This is a genomic window from Aureimonas ureilytica DSM 18598 = NBRC 106430 (assembly GCF_000382705.1).
Lineage (GTDB): Bacteria > Pseudomonadota > Alphaproteobacteria > Rhizobiales > Rhizobiaceae > Aureimonas > Aureimonas ureilytica.
Genome location: NZ_ARQE01000010.1, coordinates 185803 through 208250 on the forward strand (window position 1 = coordinate 185803; position 22448 = coordinate 208250).

General features: G+C 68.6%; 21 protein-coding genes. 2 read left to right on the forward strand and 19 right to left on the reverse strand.

What is annotated here, in order from left to right:
- The 3 genes from B146_RS0119490 to B146_RS0119500 form a co-directional block, all read right to left on the reverse strand.
- The gene (locus B146_RS0119490; RefSeq protein WP_019998160.1) at positions 1 to 993 is read right to left on the reverse strand and encodes an ABC transporter permease; all 993 of its coding nucleotides are present in this window, start codon (positions 991 to 993) and stop codon (positions 1 to 3) included.
- Positions 994 to 1004: 11 nt separating this feature from the next.
- The gene (locus tag B146_RS0119495) at positions 1005 to 2534 is read right to left on the reverse strand and encodes a sugar ABC transporter ATP-binding protein (protein ID WP_019998161.1); all 1530 of its coding nucleotides are present in this window, start codon (positions 2532 to 2534) and stop codon (positions 1005 to 1007) included.
- A gap of 76 nt (positions 2535 to 2610) precedes the next feature.
- Entirely contained in the window at positions 2611 to 3588 is a 978-nt protein-coding gene (locus B146_RS0119500; protein WP_040408773.1) for a substrate-binding domain-containing protein, read from the reverse strand.
- 285 nt (positions 3589 to 3873) lie between these two features.
- Here B146_RS0119500 and B146_RS0119505 point away from each other — a divergent pair, with 285 nt between their 5' ends.
- Positions 3874 to 4662: a FadR/GntR family transcriptional regulator gene (locus B146_RS0119505; protein WP_019998163.1), complete on the forward strand. Its 789-nt coding sequence runs from the start codon at positions 3874 to 3876 to the stop codon at positions 4660 to 4662.
- A 241-nt stretch (positions 4663 to 4903) separates the two neighbouring features.
- Here the strand turns inward: B146_RS0119505 and B146_RS0119510 are convergent, their stop codons facing one another.
- From B146_RS0119510 to B146_RS0119580, 15 genes are all read right to left on the reverse strand, one after another.
- Positions 4904 to 6247, reverse strand: a complete 1344-nt coding sequence (locus B146_RS0119510) for an FAD-dependent monooxygenase (protein ID WP_019998164.1) — start codon at positions 6245 to 6247, stop codon at positions 4904 to 4906.
- Between the two features lie 60 nt (positions 6248 to 6307).
- Positions 6308 to 7123, reverse strand: a complete 816-nt coding sequence (gene pcaD / locus B146_RS0119515) for a 3-oxoadipate enol-lactonase (protein WP_019998165.1) — start codon at positions 7121 to 7123, stop codon at positions 6308 to 6310.
- A 4-nt stretch (positions 7124 to 7127) separates the two neighbouring features.
- Positions 7128 to 7838, reverse strand: a complete 711-nt coding sequence (locus B146_RS0119520; RefSeq protein WP_019998166.1) for an ABC transporter ATP-binding protein — start codon at positions 7836 to 7838, stop codon at positions 7128 to 7130.
- Positions 7835 to 8596 carry an ABC transporter ATP-binding protein gene (locus B146_RS0119525; RefSeq protein ID WP_019998167.1) on the reverse strand — a complete coding sequence of 254 codons (762 nt, stop codon included), beginning with the start codon at positions 8594 to 8596 and terminating at the stop codon, positions 7835 to 7837. The genes B146_RS0119520 and B146_RS0119525 overlap by 4 nt, the downstream gene beginning before the upstream one ends.
- The gene (locus tag B146_RS0119530; RefSeq protein ID WP_019998168.1) at positions 8589 to 9620 is read right to left on the reverse strand and encodes a branched-chain amino acid ABC transporter permease; all 1032 of its coding nucleotides are present in this window, start codon (positions 9618 to 9620) and stop codon (positions 8589 to 8591) included. Before B146_RS0119530 ends, B146_RS0119525 begins: the two co-directional genes overlap by 8 nt.
- Positions 9621 to 9631: 11 nt before the next feature.
- On the reverse strand, positions 9632 to 10498 hold the full coding sequence (locus B146_RS0119535) for a branched-chain amino acid ABC transporter permease (RefSeq protein WP_019998169.1): 867 nt from the start codon (positions 10496 to 10498) through the stop codon (positions 9632 to 9634).
- An 87-nt stretch (positions 10499 to 10585) separates the two neighbouring features.
- On the reverse strand, positions 10586 to 11791 hold the full coding sequence (locus tag B146_RS0119540; protein WP_019998170.1) for an ABC transporter substrate-binding protein: 1206 nt from the start codon (positions 11789 to 11791) through the stop codon (positions 10586 to 10588).
- A gap of 215 nt (positions 11792 to 12006) precedes the next feature.
- Positions 12007 to 13233, reverse strand: coding sequence for a benzoate/H(+) symporter BenE family transporter (locus B146_RS0119545; RefSeq protein ID WP_019998171.1), 1227 nt, complete (start codon positions 13231 to 13233; stop codon positions 12007 to 12009).
- A 49-nt stretch (positions 13234 to 13282) separates the two neighbouring features.
- Complete coding sequence (gene benD, locus B146_RS0119550) at positions 13283 to 14074, reverse strand: benzoate diol dehydrogenase BenD (protein ID WP_019998172.1); 792 nt, start codon at positions 14072 to 14074, stop codon at positions 13283 to 13285.
- Positions 14071 to 15084 carry a benzoate 1,2-dioxygenase electron transfer component BenC gene (gene benC, locus B146_RS0119555; RefSeq protein ID WP_019998173.1) on the reverse strand — a complete coding sequence of 338 codons (1014 nt, stop codon included), beginning with the start codon at positions 15082 to 15084 and terminating at the stop codon, positions 14071 to 14073. Before benC ends, benD begins: the two co-directional genes overlap by 4 nt.
- 28 nt (positions 15085 to 15112) lie before the next feature.
- Positions 15113 to 15652, reverse strand: coding sequence for a benzoate 1,2-dioxygenase small subunit (gene benB, locus B146_RS0119560; RefSeq protein WP_019998174.1), 540 nt, complete (start codon positions 15650 to 15652; stop codon positions 15113 to 15115).
- Between the two features lie 88 nt (positions 15653 to 15740).
- Positions 15741 to 17114 carry a benzoate 1,2-dioxygenase large subunit gene (gene benA / locus B146_RS0119565; RefSeq protein WP_019998175.1) on the reverse strand — a complete coding sequence of 458 codons (1374 nt, stop codon included), beginning with the start codon at positions 17112 to 17114 and terminating at the stop codon, positions 15741 to 15743.
- 64 nt (positions 17115 to 17178) lie between these two features.
- The gene (locus B146_RS0119570; RefSeq protein WP_019998176.1) at positions 17179 to 18108 is read right to left on the reverse strand and encodes a dioxygenase family protein; all 930 of its coding nucleotides are present in this window, start codon (positions 18106 to 18108) and stop codon (positions 17179 to 17181) included.
- Between the two features lie 29 nt (positions 18109 to 18137).
- Positions 18138 to 18428: a muconolactone Delta-isomerase gene (gene catC, locus B146_RS0119575; protein WP_026358769.1), complete on the reverse strand. Its 291-nt coding sequence runs from the start codon at positions 18426 to 18428 to the stop codon at positions 18138 to 18140.
- A 2-nt stretch (positions 18429 to 18430) separates the two neighbouring features.
- Positions 18431 to 19579, reverse strand: a complete 1149-nt coding sequence (locus B146_RS0119580; RefSeq protein ID WP_019998178.1) for a muconate/chloromuconate family cycloisomerase — start codon at positions 19577 to 19579, stop codon at positions 18431 to 18433.
- A 123-nt stretch (positions 19580 to 19702) separates the two neighbouring features.
- On the opposite strand from B146_RS0119580, the gene B146_RS0119585 reads away from it, so the two are divergent.
- On the forward strand, positions 19703 to 20602 hold the full coding sequence (locus B146_RS0119585; RefSeq protein WP_019998179.1) for a LysR family transcriptional regulator: 900 nt from the start codon (positions 19703 to 19705) through the stop codon (positions 20600 to 20602).
- A gap of 92 nt (positions 20603 to 20694) precedes the next feature.
- On the opposite strand, the gene B146_RS0119590 is transcribed toward B146_RS0119585, so the two are convergent.
- The gene (locus B146_RS0119590; RefSeq protein ID WP_019998180.1) at positions 20695 to 22422 is read right to left on the reverse strand and encodes a GMC family oxidoreductase; all 1728 of its coding nucleotides are present in this window, start codon (positions 22420 to 22422) and stop codon (positions 20695 to 20697) included.
- Positions 22423 to 22448 lie beyond the last annotated feature (26 nt).

Genomic DNA, 22448 nt, shown 5'->3' on the forward strand with positions numbered 1-22448 from the left:
TCAGCCCCGGCTGCGCTTGATCGCCTGGATGTTGGCGAGCACCGCGACGACGATGATGAGGCCCCGCACCACCTGCTGGAAGAAGGGATTGATGCCGAGGAGCACCAGCCCGTTGCCGATCAGGGTGATGACGAGGACGCCGAGAAGCGTGCCGAGCATCGAGCCGCGCCCGCCCGACAGGGCCGTGCCGCCGACGACGACCGCCGCGATCACGTCGAATTCGAGACCGCTCGCGGCGGTCGCGTTGCCCGAGCCGAGCCGCGACAGGAGGAGGATGCCCGAGATGGCGGCCATCGCGCCGGCGATGGCGAAGAGCGCGACGCGGATGCGGGCGACGTTGATGCCGCTGAGGAAGGCCGCCTGCGGATTACCGCCGATAGCGAAGACGGAGCGCCCGAAGGCGGTCTTGCGGCTGACGAAGGCGAAGACGGCGAAGAGCACCAGCATGATGATGGCGGCCGGCGGCACGCCGAGGATCGAGCGGTCCAGCGCATCGACGATGTCATTGCGGCCGATCGAGACCGGCAGCGCATCGGTCACGAACAGCGCGGTGCCGCGAAGCGCGCTCCACATGCCGAGCGTGCCGACGAAGGAGGGCACGTCGAAATGGGCGCGCAGGATGCCGGGGATCGAGCCGAGCGCCGCGCCGACCACGATGGCCAGCGCGAAGGCCGGCAGCGTCGGCACGCCCCATTGCAGGAAGAAGGCGAGGACGACGGAGATGAAGGCGACCATCGGCCCGACGCTGACGTCGATCTCGCCCGCGATGATGATGAGCGTCGCCGCCCAGGCCGCGATGCCGATCGTGGCGGCGTCGCGCAGGATGTTGATCTGGTTGTTGAACGACAGGAAGCCGTTCGCCAGCGATCCGAACACGACATAGAGCAGGAGGATCGCGGCGAAGAGGCTGAGCTCGTTCATGTGCTGCGAGAACCCGCGGCCCTTTTCGCTGGGCCTGGCGGTGCCGGTCTTGGCGGCGTCGTTGAGGGACATCGGTCTCTTCCTCAATGGGCGGCGATGCAGGCGGCCATGAGGGCGTCCTGATCGATGTTCGGGGACGTGAACTCCTCCTGGAGCGCGCCGTCGCGCAGCACCAGGACGCGGTCGCAGACCTGCGGGAGTTCCTCGATCTCGCTGGACACGAAGACGATGCTGCGTCCCTCGCTCGCGAGCTGGCGGATGATGGCGTAGATCTGGGCCTTGGCCTCCACGTCGACGCCGCGTGTCGGCTCGTCGAGAAGGAGGATGCGGCTGTCGGCATGCACCCAGCGGCCGATCACGACCTTCTGCTGGTTGCCGCCCGAAAGCGTGCCGATCGGCGTATCGGTGCGCGCCGCCTTGACGTGGAGCCGCTCGATCACGGCTCTCGTCGCCTCGCGCATGCGGCGGGCCGACAGGATTCCGCCGCGGCTGACGGCGGAGAAGTCGGTCGCGAGCGTGTTCTCGTCGACGCCGAGAAGCGGCACGATGCCCTCGTCCTTGCGGTTCTCCGGCGTGTAGCCGAAGCCGCGGCGCTTCATGTCCTGGTAGGACGGACGACCGACGTCGGCGCCGTCGACCTGGATCCGGCCCGCGTTCGGCGGGCGCACGCCCATGACGCTCTGAAGAAGCTCGGTGCGCCCGGCGCCCAGCAGGCCGGCGATGCCGAGCACCTCGCCTTGGCGCAACCGGAAGGAGACCGAGGCGAGCTTGGGCGCCAGCGCCAGATCCGAGACCTCGAGGACGACGGGATCGCGCACCGCCGACACGAGCGCGGCGCCCCGCTCGGCCTCGGCGCCCAGCATCAGGCGCACGATCTCGCGGGTGTCGGCGCCGGCGAGCGCGACCGTATCGATGATGCGTCCGTCGCGGATGATCGTCGCCGATCGCGCGATGCGCCGGATCTCGTTCATGCGGTGGCTGACATAGATCACGCCGATGCCGCGCTCGGCGACGCGGCGCACCGCCTCGATGACCTTGTCGGCCTCGGCGGCGGCGAGCGAGCTCGTCGGCTCGTCGAGGATCACGAGCTTCGGGTTGCCCAGAAGCACGCGGGCGATCTCGACGAGCTGGCGCTCGGCCGGGCTCAGCCCCTCGACGAGGCGCGTGGCCGGAAGATCGAGGCCGAGAAGACGAAGCGCCTCTTCGGCCTCGGCGCGCATGCGGGCGTGGTTCACGACGCCGCCGCTTGTCGGCCAGCGGCCGAGAAAGAGGTTCTCGGCGATCGACATGCCGGGAACGAGGCTGAGTTCCTGATAGACGACGCGCACGCCGCGCCCGAAGGCTTCGGCCGCGCGAAGCGATCCGGCCTGGCCGAGCGGCGCGCCGGCGACGGAGACTTCGCCGGTGTCCGGCGTTTCCGCGCCGGTCAGCATGCGGATCAGGGTCGATTTTCCGGCCCCGTTCTTGCCGAGGAGCGCTCGGACTTCGCCCGGCTCGACGGAGAAGCTCGCATCGTCCAGCGCCAGGACGCCGGGATAACGCTTGGTGCAATGGACGAGCGAGGCGACGGGCGTGACGCCGCCGGCGGAATGGGCGTGGCTGGTCGAGGCCATGGGCCGCTCTTTCGGATCGTGCGTTCCAAAAACGCCGGCGGCGACGGGACGCCGCCGGCAGATGGCGCGGCTCCGCTTACGGGATGCCGTCCTTGTGGGCCTCGAGCCAGGCCTTGCCGTCCTCGGCCGAGGCGTAGACGTCGATCTCGTAGGGCACCTTGATGTCGGCCGGGGCATCGCCCTCGATCGTCTTCACGGCCTGCGCCATGGCCAGCTTGCCGAGGCCCTGGCCGGAGATGTCGACCACCGCCTTGATGACGTCGAACTGCGCCAGCTCCTGGGCGATCTCGGTGGTCATGTCACCGCCGAAGACCACGACCTTGCCGACGCGGTTCTGGCTGCGCACCGCGCGCGCCGCGCCGAGCGTCGCACCGCCGGCCTCGCCGAAGAAGGCGTCGATCTCGGGGTTGGAGGAGAGCATGGTGCTGGCCACGGATACGGCCTTGTCGAGGATCGCGCCTTCCTGGTTGGCGACGATCTCGGCGCCCGGCACCTTGGCCTTCAGCGCCTCCTCGAAACCCTTGCGGCGGGTCACGCAGACCTCGACGAACTCGCAGTTGAGGACGGCGATCTTGGGCGCCGTCATGTTGGCGGCGATGAAGTAGTCGGCCGCCTTGTCGCCGAGCTTGTGGCCGAAGTCGTAGGGGTCGCCGACCGCGTAGGCCGAGACGTATTCCTTCATGTCGGCGTCGTTCAGGCAGGTGTTGTAGCACACGACCGGAATGCCGGCGTCATGGGCGCGGCGGATGGCCCGGTAGGAGCCGTCGGCGGAAACGGGCGAGACGATGATGGCCTGCACGCCCGAGGAGATGAGCGAGTCGATGAAGGAGGATTCCTTCGACACGTCGCCCTGCGCGTTGGTCTCGATGACCTCCAGCTTGCGCCCGGCGTCGTCGGCGGCGGTCTGGATGCCCTTGCGCACGCCCGCATAGAAGCCCTGCGCGTCCATGTAGATCGCGCCGACCTTAATGTCCTTGTCCTGCGCCGAGGCGGGGGCGGCGCACATGAGGGTGGCGCCCGCCAAGGCGAGCGTCAATCGTCCGAAGCTTGTCATCGATCTCTCCCAACCGACGGTTCCGCTGCCACCTCCGGCAAGTCGGCCTCCCGTTCGGTCATTTTCGTAGCGGGCTCCCAAATCGCTGTCAATTCATCCTACAAATTTTCAGCCGACGGTCATCGGAAGCACCTGCCGGGCGAGAATCCCCTCCGAAACCCACGCAGCGAAGGACCTCGCCCCCTCAATCGATCAGCCTTTCCCGTGCATTTCGCCTGTACGGCCATCCGCGCATGGTCTAATTGTACGATCTATGAGCATGGTCGTTGTCTGGAGGGGTGGCGAGTGAACCAGATCGCACCAGTGCCGCGGGTCGGCGAGGAGACGGGGGGCGGGCGTCGGCGGGTCCGCAAGGGCCTGTTGCAGCGCCTGGTGGACGAGATCGTCTCCGGGCAGTTCCCGGAAGGCGGGACGCTTCCCAACGAAACCGAGCTCGCCGAGCGGTTTCAGGTCAGCCGCACCGCCCTGCGGGAGGCCATGCAGCATATGGGCGCGCAAGGGCTGCTGCGATCGCGCACGCGGGCCGGCACCATCGTGATGCCGCAGGAGAACTGGAACTATCTCGATCCGCAGATCCTCGAAGCGGCCTTGCGCTACAGGACGGACGACCGCTTCTACCTGTCCCTCCTGGATGCGCGGCGCCTTCTGGAGCCCGCGGCGGCGGCGCTTGCGGCCGCGAGCGCCGACGAGGAGGCCCGCGAGGCGATCCGCGTCGCGCTCGACGCCATGGTCGAGGCGAACGACCGGGACGGCGAGGCCTGGAGCCGCGCCGATCTCGCCTTCCATACCGCCATCATCAATGCCAGCGAGAACTGGGTCTACCAGCAGTTCGTCTCGGCGATCCGCGCCGCCCTCTTGTCGAGCTTCCGCCTGACGAACCGCGCGAGCCAGTCGCACGAGGACGCGATCCGCATGCATCGGGACGTCTGGGATGCGATCGACATGCGCCGCCCCGATGCGGCGCGCGGTGCCATGGAGCGTCTGATCGATCTGGCCCGCAGCGAGATCGCCGACGCCTTGCGGGTTGCCCGCTCGGACGCTCTCGTCGCCAGGGCGGATGAGGCTTATAGCTGAGCATTCGAGCTTGCCCGTCGTCGCGCATGGATGGCGGAGGAAGGGGGCCGCTGTGCTCTTCGGTCCGGCAAGGCGGGCGACGCGCCGGTGCGGCACGCCCCTCCCCCCGCCTTCGCTCGGCGCCCTCTAGCTCCGATATCGACAAGACGCGTGTGTTCGGGATCGGTTTCGGGGGCAGGTGAATGTTGCGGTCGATGCGGGCCCGTCGGGGCCTGCGCATCGATCGCGCCATGCCCGCGTTTCAGCCTCCAGGCGCTGCCGCCGGGACGGAACCCGGCCGAACTGGAGCGCATCGCGAGCCCGCGCCCGAGGAGGTCGCGCCACGGCCTCCCGCACCCTGTCGGGCAAGGGCTTGCCCTGCCCGTTCCTCGTCGTCTTGCACGGACTTCAGGGCATCGAACTCATGAATCCAGCCGAACTCGACAGGGAAGCGGCCGACCCTCACGTTGCGCGCGGCAATGTCGTCGTCGTCGGTGAGGTGAAGCGCGTCGTTCGTCGCCGCGGCGCTGCGCTGGATGATGCGCGTGCGGCTGCGGCGGAGAGCGCCGAAGCGCTCGAGGGTGCGATCGAGATCGGTCAGACCGCGCCGCGAGATCAGCTCGGCCAGGACGACGGCGTCCTCGATCGTCGTGTTGGCCCCTTGCCCGTGATGGGGCAGCATGGCGTGGGCCGCGTCGCCGAGGATCACCGCGCGGCCGCGATGCGACCTCGTCAGCGGACGTGTCGTGAACAGGCCCCAGCGCAGGCCGAACGGCTCCTGCCCGACCATCTCGACCACGGCCGGGTCCCAGCCCGCGAACGCGGCGAGGCTCTCGCCCTTTTCGACGGGGATCGTCCAGCGTTGCGGGTCGGGCCACTCGGCCGGCCCCTCGACCACGGCGAAGAAGTTCACGTCCTTGCCGTCGGGGCCGATGGCGTAGTGCAGGAGGTGCGCGTCGGGACCCATCCAGAACTGGATCGCCTGAGGGTCCGGCAGTGTCGGGAGGGAGGACGCGGGGATGATGCCCCTGAACGCGCTCGTGCCCGAATAGCGCACGACGTCACGGCCAGCCACGTGCTCCCGGACCCTGGACCGGACCCCATCGGCTCCGACAACGAGGTCGGCCTCCACGCTGTCGCCGTCCTCGAAATCGAGCCGCATGCCATTCGCTCCGTCCGCAACGGACGAAACGCGCTTGCCGAAATGGATGCCGTCGGCGCCGAACGTGCTCCCCAGAACCATCTGGAGGTCGGCGCGATGGATGCCGAAATAGGGAGCGCCGAAGCGGTCCCGATAGGCCCGGCCGTTCCGGACAGGGAATGCGGCGATCCGTTCCCGGTCGAGCCAGCCCCGATAGATCAGCTCCGTCGGCTCGGTCGAGGCGGCCTCGACGCCTGGCAGGCAGCCGAGCCTTTCGAGTTCGCGCGTGGCGTTGGCGGACAGGGCGACCGCCGCGCCGATCTCGGCGAGCTTCGGGGCCTGCTCGTAGACGGTCGCGTCGATGCCGCGTCGGCGCAGGGCGATGGCAAGCGTCAGGCCTCCGATCCCCGCGCCCACGATCGCGATCCTCGGCTCGCGTCCACCGTTCGTCGGGCGTCCATCCATCGCGTCGTCCTTTCGGGTCGGGGGTCGGTCAACGGGCCGGGCATGGTCCGGCACTGGGGTTCAGGCAACGGCAGCAGCCCGGCCTTCGCGGTCGGCGGCTCCGCAGACGGAGCGAAGGTGCTCGGCCACCTCGCCGGGGCGCTCGATCGCGATGAGGTGGGCTGCGGGCGACATGAGGGTCCAACCGGACCCGCGGATGGCCTCGTGCAGCTCTCGCACCATCGCCGGAGGGGTCGCGGGATCGTCCTGCCCCGCGACGACGCTCGTTGGGACGGCGATGGTCCCCAGCCTCTCCCTTAGGTCGGCGGAGGCGATCGCCTCGCAGGCGGCGGCGTAGCCCATCGGATCGAGGGAACGCAGCTCCCGTCCGGCCGCCGACACCCGGCCGGGGTCCCGTGCGGCGAAGCCCGGCGTGAACCAGCGCTCGAGGGACTGCGCCTCGACCGAGGCCATTCCGTCGCGCCGGACGAGGTCGGCCCTGTCCCGCCACCTTTCGGGCGGGGGCATGAGCGCGGCGGTGGCCAGGAGCGTCAGCGACCGCAGGCGCTCCGGGTAACGCGAGGCCAATGCCTGCCCGACCATGCCGCCGAGCGAAAGCCCCGCGAAATGAGCCGTCGCGATCCCGAGATTGTCCAGGATGGCGATGGCGTCGTCGGCGAGATCGTCCATGTCCCAGGAGGCCGACGCCATTCTCGACGAGCCGTGGCCGCGCGTGTCGTAGCGCACGCACCGGTGGTCGACGGCAAGATCGTCGACCACGGCGTCCCACATGCGGTGGGTCGTGCCGAGGGAGTTCGAAAACAGGATCGCGGGCCGTTCCGGCGATCCGGCTTCGGTGACGAAGAGCGTGGCGCCGGGCGTGCGTACGAAGGGCAAGGCGTCAGACTCCGAGATGCTTTTCGAGGACCGCCGGGGCGGCGGCGAGTTCCACGGGAGTGCCGTCGAAGACGATCTCGCCCTTCGACATGATGAGCATCCTGTCGGACACGGCGCCGAGCGAGCGGTGATCCTTGTCGACGACGATCGTCGCGATCCCCTCCTCGCGGATGATCCCAAGCGTCTTCCAGATCTCCTGCGCGACCAGCGGCGCGAGACCTTCGGTCGCCTCGTCGAGGACGATGAGGTCCGGATTGGTCATCAGCGCCCGGCCGATCGAGAGCATCTGCTGCTCCCCGCCCGATAGCTGGTGCCCGCCGTTGGCGCGGCGCTGGTGGAGGCGCGGGAAGACCTCGAAGACGCGCTCGATGGTCCATCGCCGGGAGCCCGTCACGCCGGCCCGCGCGGCCATGACGAGGTTCTCGACGACCGAAAGGGAGCCGAAGACGCCTCGCCCTTCCGGGACATAGGCCATGCCGCGGCGCGCGATGTCCTCGGGCTTCGCCCTCGTCGTCTCGATTCCGGCGAACGAGATCGATCCGCGACGGTCCGCCAGAAGGCCGACGATCGACTTCAGGAGCGTCGTCTTCCCCATTCCGTTGCGACCGATGAGGGCGACCTGCTCGCCCGGCCGAATGGAGAGATCGACACCGTGAAGCACCTCGCTGGCTCCGTAGAAGCCCTTCAGGTCGCGGATGGTGAGAAGCGCGCTCATGCTGCGACACCGTGTTCGTGGCCGAGATAGGCGGCGCGGACCGCCGGGTGGTTCCGGACCTCCTCCGGATCGCCCGATCCGATCACCTTCCCGTCCGCCATGACGGTCAGGCGGTCGGCCAGGGCGAAGACCGCGTCCATGTCGTGCTCCACGAGGACGACAGCCCGGTCGGCCTTGAGCTTGAGGACGATGGAGATGACACGCTGGGCCTCCGCGTGGCCCATGCCCGCGAGCGGCTCGTCGAGGAGGATCACGGTCGGCGCGGTGGCGAGCACCATGGCGATCTCGAGCTGGCGCTGTTCGCCGTGGCTCATGTCGCGCGCGATCGTGTCGATCCGCGAGGTGAGCCCGACCTCCGCGATGGCGTCCTCGGCCCTGGCGTTCACGCCTTGGTTCGCCGTCGCGGCTCCGAACATCCTCAGAGGATGTCCGGCCCGGGCCTGGGCGGCGAGCCGGACATTCTCGAACACGGTCGATCCCGGGAAGATCATCGTCTTCTGGTAGGACCGCGCAATGCCGGCCATGGCCCGCGCATCCGGCGCGAGCCCGGTCACGTCGCGCCCCGAAAGCGCGATCGTGCCGGAGGTGACCTTGGTGTCCCCCGAAAGGAGGTTCACGAGCGTCGACTTGCCGGCGCCGTTCGGGCCGATCACGGCGTGGATCTCTCCCCGCCGCACCGCGAGGCTGACGTCCGACACGGCATGCAGCCCGCCATATCGCTTCGACAATTGCCTGGCTTCGAGCAGGACGTCATCCATGGCTGGCCACTCCCTTCACCGCGTCCGCCGAAACGGGGACGTCGTTTCCGACCGCCGTCGCGGACCGCCTGACGGCACGCTCCGGCATGACCATCGCCAGGAGATGCTGGAGGCCGCCGGGCAGGAGAAGCACGATCGCGATGACGACCAGCCCCTTCGCCAGACGCCAGTTCTCGATGGACGCCTTCAGGACCTCCTCGAGGCCGAGCAGCGCGAAGGCGCCGGCGATCGGTCCGAGGATCGACGTCATGCCGCCGAGCACGACCATGACGAGGACCGTCGCCGAGGCGTGCCATCCCAGCATCTGCGGCGCGACGAAGCCGAACTGGGCCGCGGAAAAATAGCCGGCGACCGACGCGAGCATGGCCGACACGACGAAGGCGACGAGGCGGATGCGAAAGACGGGGAACCCGAGCGAACGCGCCCGCTGCTCGTTGTCGCGCGAGGCCTGAAGGGCGCGGCCGAAGGGCGAGGACACGAGGGTGCGCACCAGGAGGGCCGCCGCGAGCAACAGGCCGAAGGCGACGTAGTAGAAGGTCCGCGCGTTTGCGAGGTCGAGGAGGCTCGCTCCGCCCAGGACGAGTTCCGGCGGGTAGTAGATGTAGAGGCCGTCGGACCCGCCGCCGATTTTCGTGTCGTGGAAGAGGTAGAAGAGCATCTCCCCGAAGGCCAGCGTCACCATGATGAAATAGATGCCGCGCGTGCGCAACGAGAGGGCGCCGATCACGGCGGCGGCGACGGCGACCACGGCCATGGCGGCCGGCAGCGACCACCACAGGGTCGCCCCCGCGTCCTCCGGGGACAGGAAGCCCAGCATGTAGCCGGCCAGCCCGAAGAAGGCCGCGTGGCACATGCTGACGAGGCCGCCATAGCCGACGACGATGCTCAGGGAGAGCGCGAAGACCGCCATGAGCATCGCCTTCGAGGCGAACTGGACGTAGTAGGACGCCGCCAGGAGCGGCAGGAGGGCCGCGGCGAGGACCAGGGCGCCGACGACGGCGAAGCGGAGCTGTGAGCTTTTCACCGTATCCCTCCTCAAGCCCGGCCGAGGAGGCCGTTCGGCCGCCAGAGAAGAACCGCGGCCATCAAGACGTAGATCAGGATCGACGAGAACTGCGGGAAGAAGACCTTGCCGAACGTGTCGGTCAGCCCGATCATGAGGGCGCCGATCGCCGCGCCGGTCACCGACCCGATGCCCCCGAGAACGACCACGACGAAGGACAGGATGAGCATCCCGTCTCCCATTCCGGGGAAGACCGTGGAGATCGGGGCGACGAGCATTCCGCCGAGCGCGGCGAGCGCGATGCCGACGGCGAACACGTAGCGGTTCACGATGTCGAACGGAATTCCGAGAGCCCGCGCCATGTCCCGGTTCTCGGCCCCGGCCCGGATGACCATGCCGAGGCGCGTGCGCTGGATCAGGTAGAAGATCGCCCCGGCCAGGATCAGGCAGACCACGCAGAGCGCCAGGCGGTAGACGGGGTAGGCGAGGACGTCGGTGATCTGGATCGACCCTTGCAGCCATTGCGGAGGCGCCACCGAGTGGACGTCCCGGCCGAAGACGATCTGCCGGATCTCGTCGATCACGAGGATCAGGCCGTAGGAGAGAAGGACCTGCGCAAGATGGTCCCGCCCCATCATCCGCTTCACGAAGACCTCCTCGAGGGCGATCCCGAGGACGAACGAGATCGCGAGGGCGCAGACGATCGCGAGAGCGAAATTGCCGGTGTAGGCGGTGATCGCCCAGGCGAGATAGGCGCCGAGCATGTAGAACGAGCCGTGCGCGAGGTTGATCACCCCGAGAATGCCGAAGACCAGCGTCAGCCCGCTGGCCACCAGGAAGAGAACGAGCCCGTACTGGACGCCGTTCAAGAGCTGGATGCCGAAAGTCAGTGCGTCCATCGAGCGAACCCCGCGACCGGACAGTTGCAGTTGGGACAGGTCCGCGTCCGCGATGGGGGACGCAGACCCGCCGGATGCGGCGTCGCGTCAGGCGCTGATGCGGCAGCCCCTCGCCGGATCGTTGACGGCCTGCTCGGCGACCTTCACCATCGTGTTGCGGCCGTTGCGGACTTCGCGCAGGTAGATGTCCTGGACGGGGTTTCCGGCCTTGTTGAAGCCGAGCGGCCCGCGCGGACTGTCGAGCTTGGCCGAGCGCATGGCGGCCACCGTCTCCTGCCGCGCGGCCCAGTCGCCGTTCGTCGCGCGCAGTCCGACGTCGATCAGCGCCGCCGCGTCCCAGCCCTGCACGGCGTAGATGTCGCCGACCGCGCCGGTCTTGTCCTTGAAGACCTTGAGGAACTGCGTGTTCGCCGGGTTGTCGAGATCGTCGGCGTAGTGGAGCGTCGTCTGGACGCCCTCGGCCGCCGCGCCCTGCGCCTCCAGCGTGCCGTCGGTCAGGAAGCCCGAACCGTAGAGCGGAATCTGGCCGTGCAGACCGGCCGCCGCGTAGTCCTTGACGAACTTCACCGCGCCGCCGCCGGCGAAGAAGGCGAAGACCGCATCGGGCCGCAGGGTGGCGATGCGGGTGATCAGCGCCTGGAACTCGACCTCCGGGAACGGCACCGCGAGTTCCTCGACGATTTCGCCGCCCGCATCGGTGAACCCTTCCTTGAAGGCGCCGACCATCTGGTCTCCGGCCGCGTATCGCCAGGTGATGGTCACGACGCGACGGTGTCCGGCGTCGTGGACGACCTTGCCCATCGGGTGGCAGACCTGCCAGTTCGAGAAGGACGTCCGGAAGATGTTCGGGGCGCACATCGGGCCCGTGGCCTCGTTCACGCCCGCGTTCGGGATGACCAGCATCGTGTCGGTGTCGCGGGCGACCTTCACCATCGCCATGGCGACGCCCGAATGCACGGTGCCGACGACCACGTCGACCTTCTCGCGCCCGACGAGGCGGTTCATGTTGTCAGTGGCGCTCTCGGGCTTGGACTCGTCGTCGACCTTGACGAACTCGACGGGCCGGCCGCCGAGCTGGCCGCCCAGGCGCTCGACCTGGACGCGGAAGCCGTTGTCGACGAAATCCCCGAGTTTGGCGAAGGTCCCCGAGTAGGGAAGCATGAAACCGACGCGCAGCGGAACCGCCTGGGCGATCGCAGGGGTCGGAAAGCGGAACGCCGCCGCGGAGGCGACGAGGCCTGCCGTTCCAAGCAGGAACCGACGGCGGTTCGGCGTATGAATGCTCGAGGTCATGCTGGTTCCTCCCGGTGAAAGTCTCTCGCGGACCGTCTCGCTTCGATACCTGGGCAGGTATCCGGACGGTCTTCTCGTCGTGCCAGCCTATGCAAGGGCGCTGGGACACGACAGGATCGATTGGGTGTATTTCCATACCCGCAGGGTATTCAGGTGGGTGATTGCGCGGATCTGGTCGCGTTTCCGGCGCCAGGACCGATGGCGCGCGCCCGGGATCAGTTCGGCGCCTTGGCGAAGGCGTCCCGCTCCATCAGAAGCGAGGCTCCCACGCCCGCGACCAGACCCCAGAAGGCCGCCCCGACATTCAGGAGCGGCAGGTCGGCGACGGTCACGAGGAAGCACACCAGGGCCCCGAAGGAGAAGGGTCCGTGGAACGCCATGGACAAGGCGGTGAGCAGGACGCGCAGGATCGCAAGGCCCCCCAGCGTCAGCATGAGTTCGACGGGCATTCCGAGCAGCAGGTCGACGAAGGTGGGAGCCGCGAGGCCGAACAGCATGGCGAGCACCGCCGTCACCATGGCGGTGGCGTAGTGCCTGTCCGGCGACCCGGCCGACGTGATCAAGGCGCTGGTCGGGCCCGTCAGCGCCGTTCCCACCGCGCCGACGGCCGCGCTCAGCATCCCGCCGATCCCCGCCGCCACCGTCACCGCCGTCAGAGGCGGGCGGTGGCCGGCCTGCTGCAAGACGGAGAACCCCTGCCCGTGCTGGACGACGAGGATCGTGATCGCGAGGGGAACGACGAGTTCCGCCATCGCGAGGAGCGAGAACGCGGGAGGCACGATCTGCGGCTGCGCCAGGACGAAGCCGTGGAAGCCAGCGGCGTCCAGGCGACCGGAAAGGATGACGACGGCGAAGCCGACGAGGAGCGCTCCGATCAGGGGCGGCATCCGCTTCCCGGCCTGCGGAACGGCGGACAGCGCGAAGAAGGCGGCGACCATCGATCCCGCGAGAACGAAGTCGCCATGCACCGCCCGGACGACCCCCGTCCCGAACTGCAGGAAGATGCCGGCGACCATCGACATCACGATGGGCGTCGGCAGGATTTCGAGGACCCGCCTGGCCAGCCCGGAGAGGCCGAGGACAAGGACGACGAGGCTGGTCGCGTAGAAGGCGCCGACGACCTCGGGAAGGGTCAGGTGCTGGAGTGCGGGCCCCATCAGGACCGTTCCCGGAATGGTCCAGAACAGCGCCAGGGGCTGGCGGTACGCCCACGACATCGCGAGCGTGATCAGCCCGTTGATGAAGAAGACGCCGAACACGAAGGAGGAGAGCTCGGCGGATGTCAGGCCGCCATGCGTGCCGACGGACAGGATGATCGCCAGGGGTCCCGTCGCGGAGAACAGGAACGCGATGAAGCCCGTCGCCAGTTGCGCCGGGCCGAGGTCGCCAAGGACGGTGCGCAGGCCTGGGCGCTCGGCGGCGGGCCGTTCGAACCCGATCATCTCTCGTGCTTCTCTCCCGGCCATGATCGCGGCGTCGCGCAGCGGGCCGTCATCCCTGATCGCCGCCCCCGACGGGAAGGACGGTGCCCGTGATGTAGGACGCGGCGTCCGACGCCAGGAAGAGGATCGCGGCGGACATCTCGCGCAGGAGACCGTAGCGGCCCATGTGGGACGACGCGATCGTCTGGTCGACGACCTCCTTGACCCATTGGCGCTCGCGCGCATCCGCCGCGCCGGGGCCGCGCGCCACCTTTCGCGGCGGGGCCGTCGTCCCGCCGGGCGCGACCGCGTTGACCCGCACGTTGCGGGCGCCGATCTCGAAGGCGAGCGAGGCGGTCAGGGCGTTCACCGCCCCCTTCGCCGCGGAATAGGGCAGGCGGTTGATGCCCTTGGTGGCGATCGACGATACGTTGACGATGGAGCCGCGGTTCTGCTCGAGCATCAGCGGCAGGACCGCGCGGCAGCCCCAGAGCGTCGGGTACAGCGAGCGGTTGATCTCCGCCACGATCTGCTGCTCCGAAAACTCCTGGAAGGGCTGCATGCGGATGGCGCCGCCCACGTTCGTGACGAGGATATCCACGCCGCCGTGCCGCGCGAGCGCCTGCGCGACGACCCGCTCGTTGCCCGCGAACGTCTCGAGATCCTCCTCGATCGCGAAGGCGAAACCCGGGCCGCCCGCGTCGTTGATCTCCCGGGCCACCGCCTGGACGATCGGCGAGCGGTCAACGAGCGCGAGCAGCGCGCCCTCTGCGGCGGCCTCGATCGCCACCTGCCGGCCGATGCCCTGCGCGGCGCCGGTCACGATCATGCTCTTGCCCTCGAAGCGCATGGTCGCCCTCATGCCGCGGGCTGCGACGGGTTGAACTTCTCGAAATGGAAGCTCGCCGGCGTCACGCCCGTGGTTTCGAAATGCGACCGCACGGCTTCCACCATCGGCGGCGGGCCGCAGAGATAGACGTCGACGTCGCCGCCGAACAGCGCCTCCTTGGGCAGGTGCTGCGTCACGTAGCCCTTGCGCTCGTGCGTCGAGGCCTCGTCGGCGACGACGGTCGCGAAGGTGAAGCCGGGGATCGAGGCGGCGAAGGCTTCGAGGCGCGGGACCTCGACGAGATCGACGTCGCGGGTCACGCCGTAGACCATGTGGACGGGCTGCGACGTCGGATTGCGCTCCAGCGCCTCGAGCATGGCCAGGAAGGGGGCGAGCCCGGTCCCGCCCGCGAGCATGAGCAGCGGACGCTTGGGCTCGCGCAGGTAGAAGGCGCCGATGGGTCCGGTAAGGGCGAGCGCGTCGCCACCGGCGGCGGGACCCGAGAGGTAGGTGGACATCAGCCCGCCCGGGATGTTGCGCACCAGGAACTCGACGACCCCGTCGCGCGGCATGGACGAGAACGAGTAGGAGCGGGTCTGCGTGGTCCCGGGAACCTGGACGTTGACGTACTGGCCGGGAAGATAGGGCAGGTCCCCGCCCAGGACCCTGACTTTGAAGGCGATGGTCGAGTCCGAGAGCGGGCGCACCTCCACCATTTCGGCCTCGTGCGTCGCGACCTTGACCTTGCAGACCGACGACGCGGCGGGAATGCTCAGGACGCAGTCGGAGGTCGCCCGCATCTGGCACGTGAGGACGTGGCCGGCCTCCGCCTCCTCCTCGGTCATCGCGTCCTCGATATACGAGCCGAGCGTGTAGGTGCCGCTCTCGCACCGGGACTTGCATGTCCCGCACGCCCCGTCGCGGCAGTCCATGGGGATGTTGAGACCGAGGCGGTACGCCGCGTCGGCCACGAGTTCCTGCGGCATGGCGTCGATGAAGCGCGTCACGCCGTCCTCGAAATTGAGGGCGATCCTGTTCGTCATGGGGTCCTCCCGCGGCAGCCCACGGCCGTCAGATATGGTAGATGTCGACCACGTGGTGGATGTAGTCGTTCTTCAGGATCACCTTCTTGGCGGTGATCAGCGGCTTCGGGCCGCTCGTGTCGATCGTGTAGTACGAGGTGCCGAAATAGCTGTCGGTCGTCTTGTAGCGGTAGCTGAGGTTGAACCAGTTGAACCGCACCTTGAGGGTTCCCTCCCCCCGCTCGACGACCTCGATGTTGGAGATGTTGTGCGAGGTTCGGGGCTCGGGAAGCGAGGTCGCCGAGGAGCGTTCGGTGCGGATGCGGAAGACGCGATCCTCGAGGCCCTGTTTCGAGCCGTAGTAGATCAGCGAGATCTCGGTGCGCGGGTCCTCGGTCGGCAGGTCGTCGTCGTCCCAGGCGGGCATGTGGAACGTCGCGCCGGGGGCGTAGCACGCCAGCCAGCCGTCCCAGTCCCGATCGTCGAGGCAACGCGCCTCGGCGTACAGGAAGGCCCGGATCTCCTCCATGGAGAGAGCGCCCGGCAGGGCGTCCCCCTCACCTTCGATGGTCTTGAGTACAGCGCTCATGGGTTCCTCTCCTCCCGGTCGCGGGCGCCGCGGCTTGCCCGCGCGCTCCGCATGCTCGCCTGGGGCCCGGGTCGCGGGCCCCGACCGGCTACTCGGCGGCGACCGCCATCGCGGCCGCAGCCTGCGCGTCGCGGCGCAATCCCTCGATCAAGGTGTCCTTCCAGTATCCGTGCTGAATGACGAAGAGGCCCTCGTCCTCGGTGCGGGCACCGGACAGGAGCGGCTTCATGCCGATCGCCTCCGCGTCCTCGTCCGCGCCCTCGATCCAGTGGGTGGCGCCCCGCGACAGGTCGTTCCAGACCGCGTTGCGCGCGCCGTAGCCGATCTGGCAGGAGCGGAACTCCTCGAGGTCGTCGGGCGTCGCCATGCCGGACGCGTTGAAGAAGTCCTCGTACTGCCGGATCCGGTGCGTGCGCGCCTCGGCGCTCTCGCCCTTGGGCGCGATGCAGTAGATCGTGACCTCGGTCTTGTCGACGGAAATCGGCCGGTAGACGCGGATCTGCGAGGAGAACTGGTCCATGAGGAAGACGTTCGGGTAGAGGCAGAGGTTGCGGCTCTTCTCGATCATCCAGTCGGCCCGCGCCTGACCGAACTCGGCCACGAGCTTGTCCCGGACGGGATAGAGGGGACGGTCCTCCGGGTTCGACCAGTTCGTCCAGAGCAGGAGGTGCCCGCCCTCGTAGGAGTAGAACCCCCCGCCCTTCTTCGCCCAGCCGCCCGCGTCCATGGCGCGGATGTCGTCCTTCTCGGCCGCCGCCGCCTTGCGTTGCTGGGTGGTGGCCGCGTAGTTCCAGTGGACCGACGACACGTGGTAGCCGTCCGCGCCGTTCTCGGCCTGGAGCTTCCAGTTGCCGTCGTAGATGTACTGGGAATTGCCCCGCAGGACCTCGAGGCCCTCCGGCGACTGGTCGACGATGAGGTCGATGATCTTGGTCGCCTCGCCCAGGTGCTCGGCCAGGGGCTTCACGTCGTCCGACAGCGACGCGAACAGGAACCCGCGATAGCTCTCGAACCGGGCGACCTTCGTGAGGTCGTGGCTGCCGTTCTTGTTGAAGCTGTCGGGATAGCCCGCGCCCTCGGGGTCCTTGGCCTTGAGGAGCTTGCCCGTGTTGTTGAAGGTCCAGCCGTGGAAGGGGCAGGTGTAGGTCGACTTGTTGCCGCGCTTGTGGCGGCACACCATGGCGCCGCGATGCGAGCAGGCGTTCAGGAAGCAGTGAAGCGTCCCGGTCCGGTCCCGGCTGATGACGATCGGCTGGCGGCCGATATAGCCGGTCAGGTAGTCGTTGTTGTTGGGGATCTGGCTCTCGTGGGCGACGTAGACCCAGTTGCCCTCCCAGATGTACCGCATCTCCAGCTCGAAGAACTCCGGATCGGTGAAGATCTCCCGCTTGCAGCGGAAGGCCCCCGTCTCGGCGTTGTGCTCGACCGTGGATTCCAGGCGCTCGATCATCGCTTGATGCATCGTCGGGTTCCTCAGGTGAATGGGGCGGGAAGGCGCCGCGGCGATGGCGCGGCGCGCGGCTTCGTCAGGCGGCGATGACGTGTTCGCGCTCGACCACCGTCTTGGGAGCGGTCGCCGTCTCTTTCGTGAGGACGACGTCGAACGTGGCCCGGGCGAAGGGGCGGTTCAGCCCGGCATCGCGGATCTGGGCCGGATCGGTGACCCGGTCCAGCGTCACGATCAGCTCGTCACGCGTGCCGAACGCGAAGTCGGTGTGGAGGTACTTGTCGCCCGTGAAGTTGAACTGCGTCGTCAGCGTCCGGTGACCGGGCGCGGACACGAAGTAGTGCACGTGCGCGGGTCGCTCGGCATGCCGTCCGAGCAGCCCCATCAGTTCGCGCGTGGCGCTTTCGGGAGGGCATCCGTAGCCGTTCGGCACGATCGAGCGCGCCAGATAGCGCCCGTCGTCGCCGGTCTGGATGCGCCGCCGAAGATTGTAGGGCGCCTGTTCGCCGTCGATGAAGGAATATCCGCCCTTCGAGTTGGCGTGCCAGATGTCCACGATCGCGTTCGGGATCGGGCGGCCGGCCTCGTCGGTGACCTGGCCGGAGATGATGAAGACCTCGCCGGGATCGGTGCCGTCGTCCATGCGGGCCTCGCCCTTCGACAGGGGCGCGCCGGCGACATAGAGGGGACCCTCGATCGTCCGGACGGTGCCGCCGCCGATGCCGGCGCGCTTGTCCGCCTCGTCGAGCCGCAGGTCGAGGAAGTGCTCGAGCGCCACGCCCGGGACGAGCAGGCCGAATTCGTTGTTCTTCGCCGCCTTGGCGATGAAGCCGACGGCGGCCCAGAACTCGTCCATGGTGACATCGCACTCGTCGATCACCTGCATGACGCGGTACAGAAGGCGTTCGGTCACCTCCTTGACCCGCGGATTGCCTCCCTCGGCAGCGGAGCCGGCGGCCTCGGCGGCCAGTTCCTTCATGTCCTTCTTCGTCATCAGATTGGCTGGCATTGGCTTCCTCCTCCTGGCCGCCCGCAAGGTCACCGATCGTCGTCGCGAATGGACGACGGATGCCGGCAGAGCGGGGTTACGGTGATGTCCATGAACGGGAAGAGCGGCAGGGCCGACAGAATGTCGTGCAGTTCCTGCGGGCTCTCCACGTCGAAGATGCTGGTGTTCGCGTAGCGTCCGGCGTGGCGCCAGAGATGGCGCCACTTGCCCTCGCCCTGGAGTTCCTGGGCCCGTGCGCGCTCGCGCGCCTTGAGGTCCGCGGCGTCGGCGGCCGGCCAGTCGGCAGGGAGGCGCACGTTCATTTCGACCTGGAACAGCATGGTCACGACCCCGTCTTGAGAAGGTGGATGGTCCGGTCGGGGCGGTCGCGACGGAAGCGCCCCACGGCGGCCTCGTCGAGGCGCACGCCGAGGCCGGGCCCCGCCGGCACGCCGAGCGTGAACTCGGAATAGTCGAGCGGCTCCTCGAGGATTTCCTCCGTGAGGAGAAGCGGGCCGAAGAGTTCGGTGCCCCATTCCATCCGCGCGAAGGTCGAGAACAGATGCGCCGAGGCCGTCGTGCCGATGCCGCCCTCGAGCATCGTGCCGCCATAGAGCCCGATCCCGGCGGCCTCGGCGACGGCTCCGACCTTCGCGGCGGCGTAGAGGCCGCCCGACTGCTCGATCTTGATGGCGAACACGTCGGCGGAGGCTGTGCAGGCGATCTGGAACGCGCTCTCGACGCCCTGAAGCGCCTCGTCCGCCATGATGGCCGTCGATGTCTGGCTGGCGAGCCGGCGGAGCCCGCCGAGGTTGCGCAAGGAGACCGGCTGCTCGATCAGATCGACGCCCGCGTCCCGCAGCAGGGGAAGCATCGCCGAGGCCGTCGCCTCCGACCAGGCCTGGTTGACGTCGACACGGATCGAGGCCCGCTCGCCCAGCGCGCGCTTGATCGCCGCGACATGGGCGACGTTCGCCCTCGGCTCGCCCTTGCCGATCTTGAGCTTGAAGATGTTGTGCCGGCGCCGGGCGAGCATGTCCTCGGCCTCGTCGATGTCGCGGGCCGTATCGCCGCTGGCGAGCGTCCAGGCGACCGGCAGGCGGTCGTGGCGCCGCCCCCCGACCAGTTCCGAGATCGGCAAGCCGAGCCGCTTGCCCTGCGCGTCGAGCAGCGCCGTCTCGACCGCGCATTTCGCGAAATTGTTGCCCTGGACCGCGCTCGCGATCCTGTCCATGGCAACCCCGACCCGGGTCGGATCGCAGGTGGCCAGGATCGGCGCGATGTAGGTGTCGATCGCCAGCTTCATGCCCTCGGGGCTTTCAGGGCCGTAGGACAGGCCGCCGATCGTCGTCCCCTCGCCGACGCCGACGACCCCGTCCGACGTGCGGATGCGGACGACCATCAGCGTCTGGCTGTTCATCACCGTCATGGCCAAGTGGTGCGGACGGATCGTCGGCACATCCAGGAGGATGGTCTCGACTTCCTCGATCACGGGTGCTGACTGCTGCACGGTTGCTCTCCGGTTGATGCCTGACGCTAGCTGCGGGTCCGCTTGATGCACAGGATCGTTTGCGTCTAAATTCATACCTTCCGGGTATGGAAACGGAGCGGTTTTTTGGAACTCAGGCATCTTCGCTACTTCACCACCGTCGCGGCGGAAGGGTCGTTCAGCCGGGCTGCGCTGAAGCTCAACATGGCGCAACCCCCGCTCAGCCGTCAGATCCAGCAGCTCGAGGAGGACCTCGGAACCCGGCTTCTCGACCGCGGCCGCCCCCTTACGCTGACACAGGCGGGTCGATACCTTTACGAGCAGGGTCTCCAGATTCTCCAGCGCGTGGACGAGGCGCAGGCCATGACGACGAGGATCGGCAAGGGCCTGATCCTCCAGTTCAACATCGGCTTCGTCGCCTCGACGCTCTACGACACGCTGCCCGAACTGATGCGTCGGTTTCGCGTCCTCGTCCCCGGCGTGGAGGTCAACCTCCTGGAGATGACGACACTCGAACAGGTCGCCGCCCTGAAGGACGGGCGGATCGACGTCGGCTTCGGCCGGTTGAGCTTCAACGACGACATGATCACCCGCCGCGTCCTGCGCGAGGAACGCCTCTGGCTGGCGGTGCCGCTCGACCACCCGCTCGGTCGGCTGGACGTCGCCCCGAAGCTCGCTGACACCGCACCGGAAACGCTCGTCGTCTACCCGAAATATCCCCGGCCCTCCTACGCCGACCAGGTGCTCGCGTTCTATCGCGGGGCGGACATCCGGCCCTTCAGGGTCGTCGAGGCTCGGGAACTCCAGACAGCCCTCGGTCTCGTGGCGTCCGGCGGCGGCGTCTGCGTGGTTCCCGCGTCGGCGAGGCGGCTCGGACGCGCCGACCTCGCCTTCGTCGAACTCGACGAACCGGAGATGACCTCACCGATCATCCTCAGCCACAGGCGCAGCGACGAGTCGCGACTGCTCAAGCAGATGCTGCAACTCTCCGCGAAGCTGGACACGGCGGACGCAACGATCGCGTGACCCACGCGGCGCCGCCCCGCGAGGGACCGGAGCCCCGCGCCGGTCTGCCCGGCGCGGGGCTCCGCCCGCGGATGGTGTGGCCGTCGCCGGGCTCAACCGATCAGGATGTCGGCCATGCGTTCCCCGATGACGACGGTCGGGGCCATGGTGTTTCCCGTCGACACGCGCGGCATCACCGAGGCATCGGCGATGGAGAGGTTCTCGATACCGTGGACGGACAGGCGGCCGTCGACGACGGACATCCCGTCGCGACCCATCTTGCAGGTACAGCTCTCGTGGAAATAGGTGCCGGCCGCGTTCCGCGCGAAATTCCTGAGCTCCTCGCCCTTGATCGCGTTCGGCATGATCTCGCGCTTGACGAACTCCGCCATGGCGGGGGCGTTGCCGATCTCGCGGCAGAGTTCGATGCACCGGGTCAAGGCGACGAGATCGGCCTCCTCCTTCAGGAACCCGCCGTCGATCGACACCGGGTCGGACGGGTTCGGCCCCCGCAGTCGGACCTCTCCGGTCGAGCGCGGCCGCACGATGCCCGGCGCGATCGTCCAGGACCCGGGGGGAACGGTGTAGGCGCTGCCGTGGACGTTCGTGACGTAGGGCACCTCGATCTGGAACGGCTGCAGGTCGGGGGTGTCGAGCGCCGGATCGGACTTCCAGAAGAAGGTCGCCTCGGCGGCGGAGTTTCGCGGCGGAAGGGGCGTCGGGTACTCCCACACGCATCCGGCGGCCAGGATGTGGTCCTGGAAGTTCTGCCCGACGCCGGGCAGGTCGTGGCGCACGTCGACCCCGACCTCGCGCAGGTGCGCGGCGGGGCCGATCCCCGACTGCATCAGGATCTTCGGGGTGTTGATCGCGCCCGCGCAGAGGACGACGCGGCGGCCTGCGCCGACGGTGACGATCTCGCCGTTCCTCTCGAAGGTCACGCCCTTGACCTTGGTCCCGTCCATCTCGATGCGGTGGACGATGGCGCCCGTCAGGAGGGTGATGTTCGGCCGCTTCAGCGTGTCCCAAAGGTAGTCGGCCGCAATGCTCCGGCGCACGCCGTCGCGGATGCGCACGTTCGCGAGCGCCGCGCCGCCGCCGCCTTCCATCATCGAGCCGTTCATGTCCTCGAAGGTCGGGATGCCGACCCCCGCGCAGGCCGCCAGGAAGGCGGGCGCGACGGGGTTCGGGTCACGGACGGGCGTGACGTAGAGCCGGCCGCCCCTGCCCCGCCGCGCCTCGTCGGCAACGCCCTGCCAGTCCTCGATGCGCTTGTAGATCTCAAGGACGTTGGCGTAGCTCCAGGCGTCGTCGCCCGTTTCCGAGGCCCAGAACTCGAAGTCGTTCCGGTGTCCCCGGGCCCAGATCATGACGTTGACGGACGAGCCGCCGCCGACGACCTTGCCCATGGGAAGGATCAGCGACCGGCCGTTGACCGCCGGCGAGGGTTCGGCCGCGTAGTTCCAGTCCCGCTCCGATCCGATATTGGTCGGCCAGAGCAGAGGGTTGAGCACGGCCTCGAGCTGGTCGGTGCCACCCGCCTCCAGCACGAGAACCGTGGCGTCGGTCTCGGCCGCGAGGCGACCGGCGACGACGGAGCCCCCGGACCCGGAGCCCACCACGACGTAGTCGTAGGAGGCGGCCAGGCTGCGTGCGTTGTAGCGCTGGGTGACGGCGGCGTCGCCCAGGTCCTGCGCGAAGGATTGCGCCGCCGACAGGGTCGCGCCCGCGGCCAACGCCATCTTGATGAAGGTCCGGCGGTCCATCTTGCCGTGGACCAGTCCGGCCTGGAGCGCGAGCAGGCGATCGCCGTCCTCGAGTGCCCCCGAAGTCAAATGCATGGATTTTCCTCCCGATTGTGTCGTCG

What these genes read in the sequence shown, in the direction of transcription:
- benA (WP_019998175.1), bottom strand. Translation starts at nt 17,114, where the DNA reads ATGCATCAAGCGATGATCGAGCGCCTGGAATCCACGGTCGAGCACAAC.
- B146_RS0119525 (WP_019998167.1), bottom strand. Translation starts at nt 8,596, where the DNA reads ATGGATGACGTCCTGCTCGAAGCCAGGCAATTGTCGAAGCGATATGGC.
- B146_RS0119500 (WP_040408773.1), bottom strand. Translation starts at nt 3,588, where the DNA reads ATGACAAGCTTCGGACGATTGACGCTCGCCTTGGCGGGCGCCACCCTC.
- B146_RS0119590 (WP_019998180.1), bottom strand. Translation starts at nt 22,422, where the DNA reads ATGCATTTGACTTCGGGGGCACTCGAGGACGGCGATCGCCTGCTCGCG.
- B146_RS0119535 (WP_019998169.1), bottom strand. Translation starts at nt 10,498, where the DNA reads ATGGACGCACTGACTTTCGGCATCCAGCTCTTGAACGGCGTCCAGTAC.
- B146_RS0119545 (WP_019998171.1), bottom strand. Translation starts at nt 13,233, where the DNA reads ATGATCGGGTTCGAACGGCCCGCCGCCGAGCGCCCAGGCCTGCGCACC.
- B146_RS0119520 (WP_019998166.1), bottom strand. Translation starts at nt 7,838, where the DNA reads ATGAGCGCGCTTCTCACCATCCGCGACCTGAAGGGCTTCTACGGAGCC.
- B146_RS0119510 (WP_019998164.1), bottom strand. Translation starts at nt 6,247, where the DNA reads ATGGATGGACGCCCGACGAACGGTGGACGCGAGCCGAGGATCGCGATC.
- B146_RS0119570 (WP_019998176.1), bottom strand. Translation starts at nt 18,108, where the DNA reads ATGCCAGCCAATCTGATGACGAAGAAGGACATGAAGGAACTGGCCGCC.
- benC (WP_019998173.1), bottom strand. Translation starts at nt 15,084, where the DNA reads ATGACGAACAGGATCGCCCTCAATTTCGAGGACGGCGTGACGCGCTTC.
- B146_RS0119540 (WP_019998170.1), bottom strand. Translation starts at nt 11,791, where the DNA reads ATGACCTCGAGCATTCATACGCCGAACCGCCGTCGGTTCCTGCTTGGA.
- benB (WP_019998174.1), bottom strand. Translation starts at nt 15,652, where the DNA reads ATGAGCGCTGTACTCAAGACCATCGAAGGTGAGGGGGACGCCCTGCCG.
- benD (WP_019998172.1), bottom strand. Translation starts at nt 14,074, where the DNA reads ATGAGGGCGACCATGCGCTTCGAGGGCAAGAGCATGATCGTGACCGGC.
- catC (WP_026358769.1), bottom strand. Translation starts at nt 18,428, where the DNA reads ATGCTGTTCCAGGTCGAAATGAACGTGCGCCTCCCTGCCGACTGGCCG.
- B146_RS0119490 (WP_019998160.1), bottom strand. Translation starts at nt 993, where the DNA reads ATGTCCCTCAACGACGCCGCCAAGACCGGCACCGCCAGGCCCAGCGAA.
- B146_RS0119495 (WP_019998161.1), bottom strand. Translation starts at nt 2,534, where the DNA reads ATGGCCTCGACCAGCCACGCCCATTCCGCCGGCGGCGTCACGCCCGTC.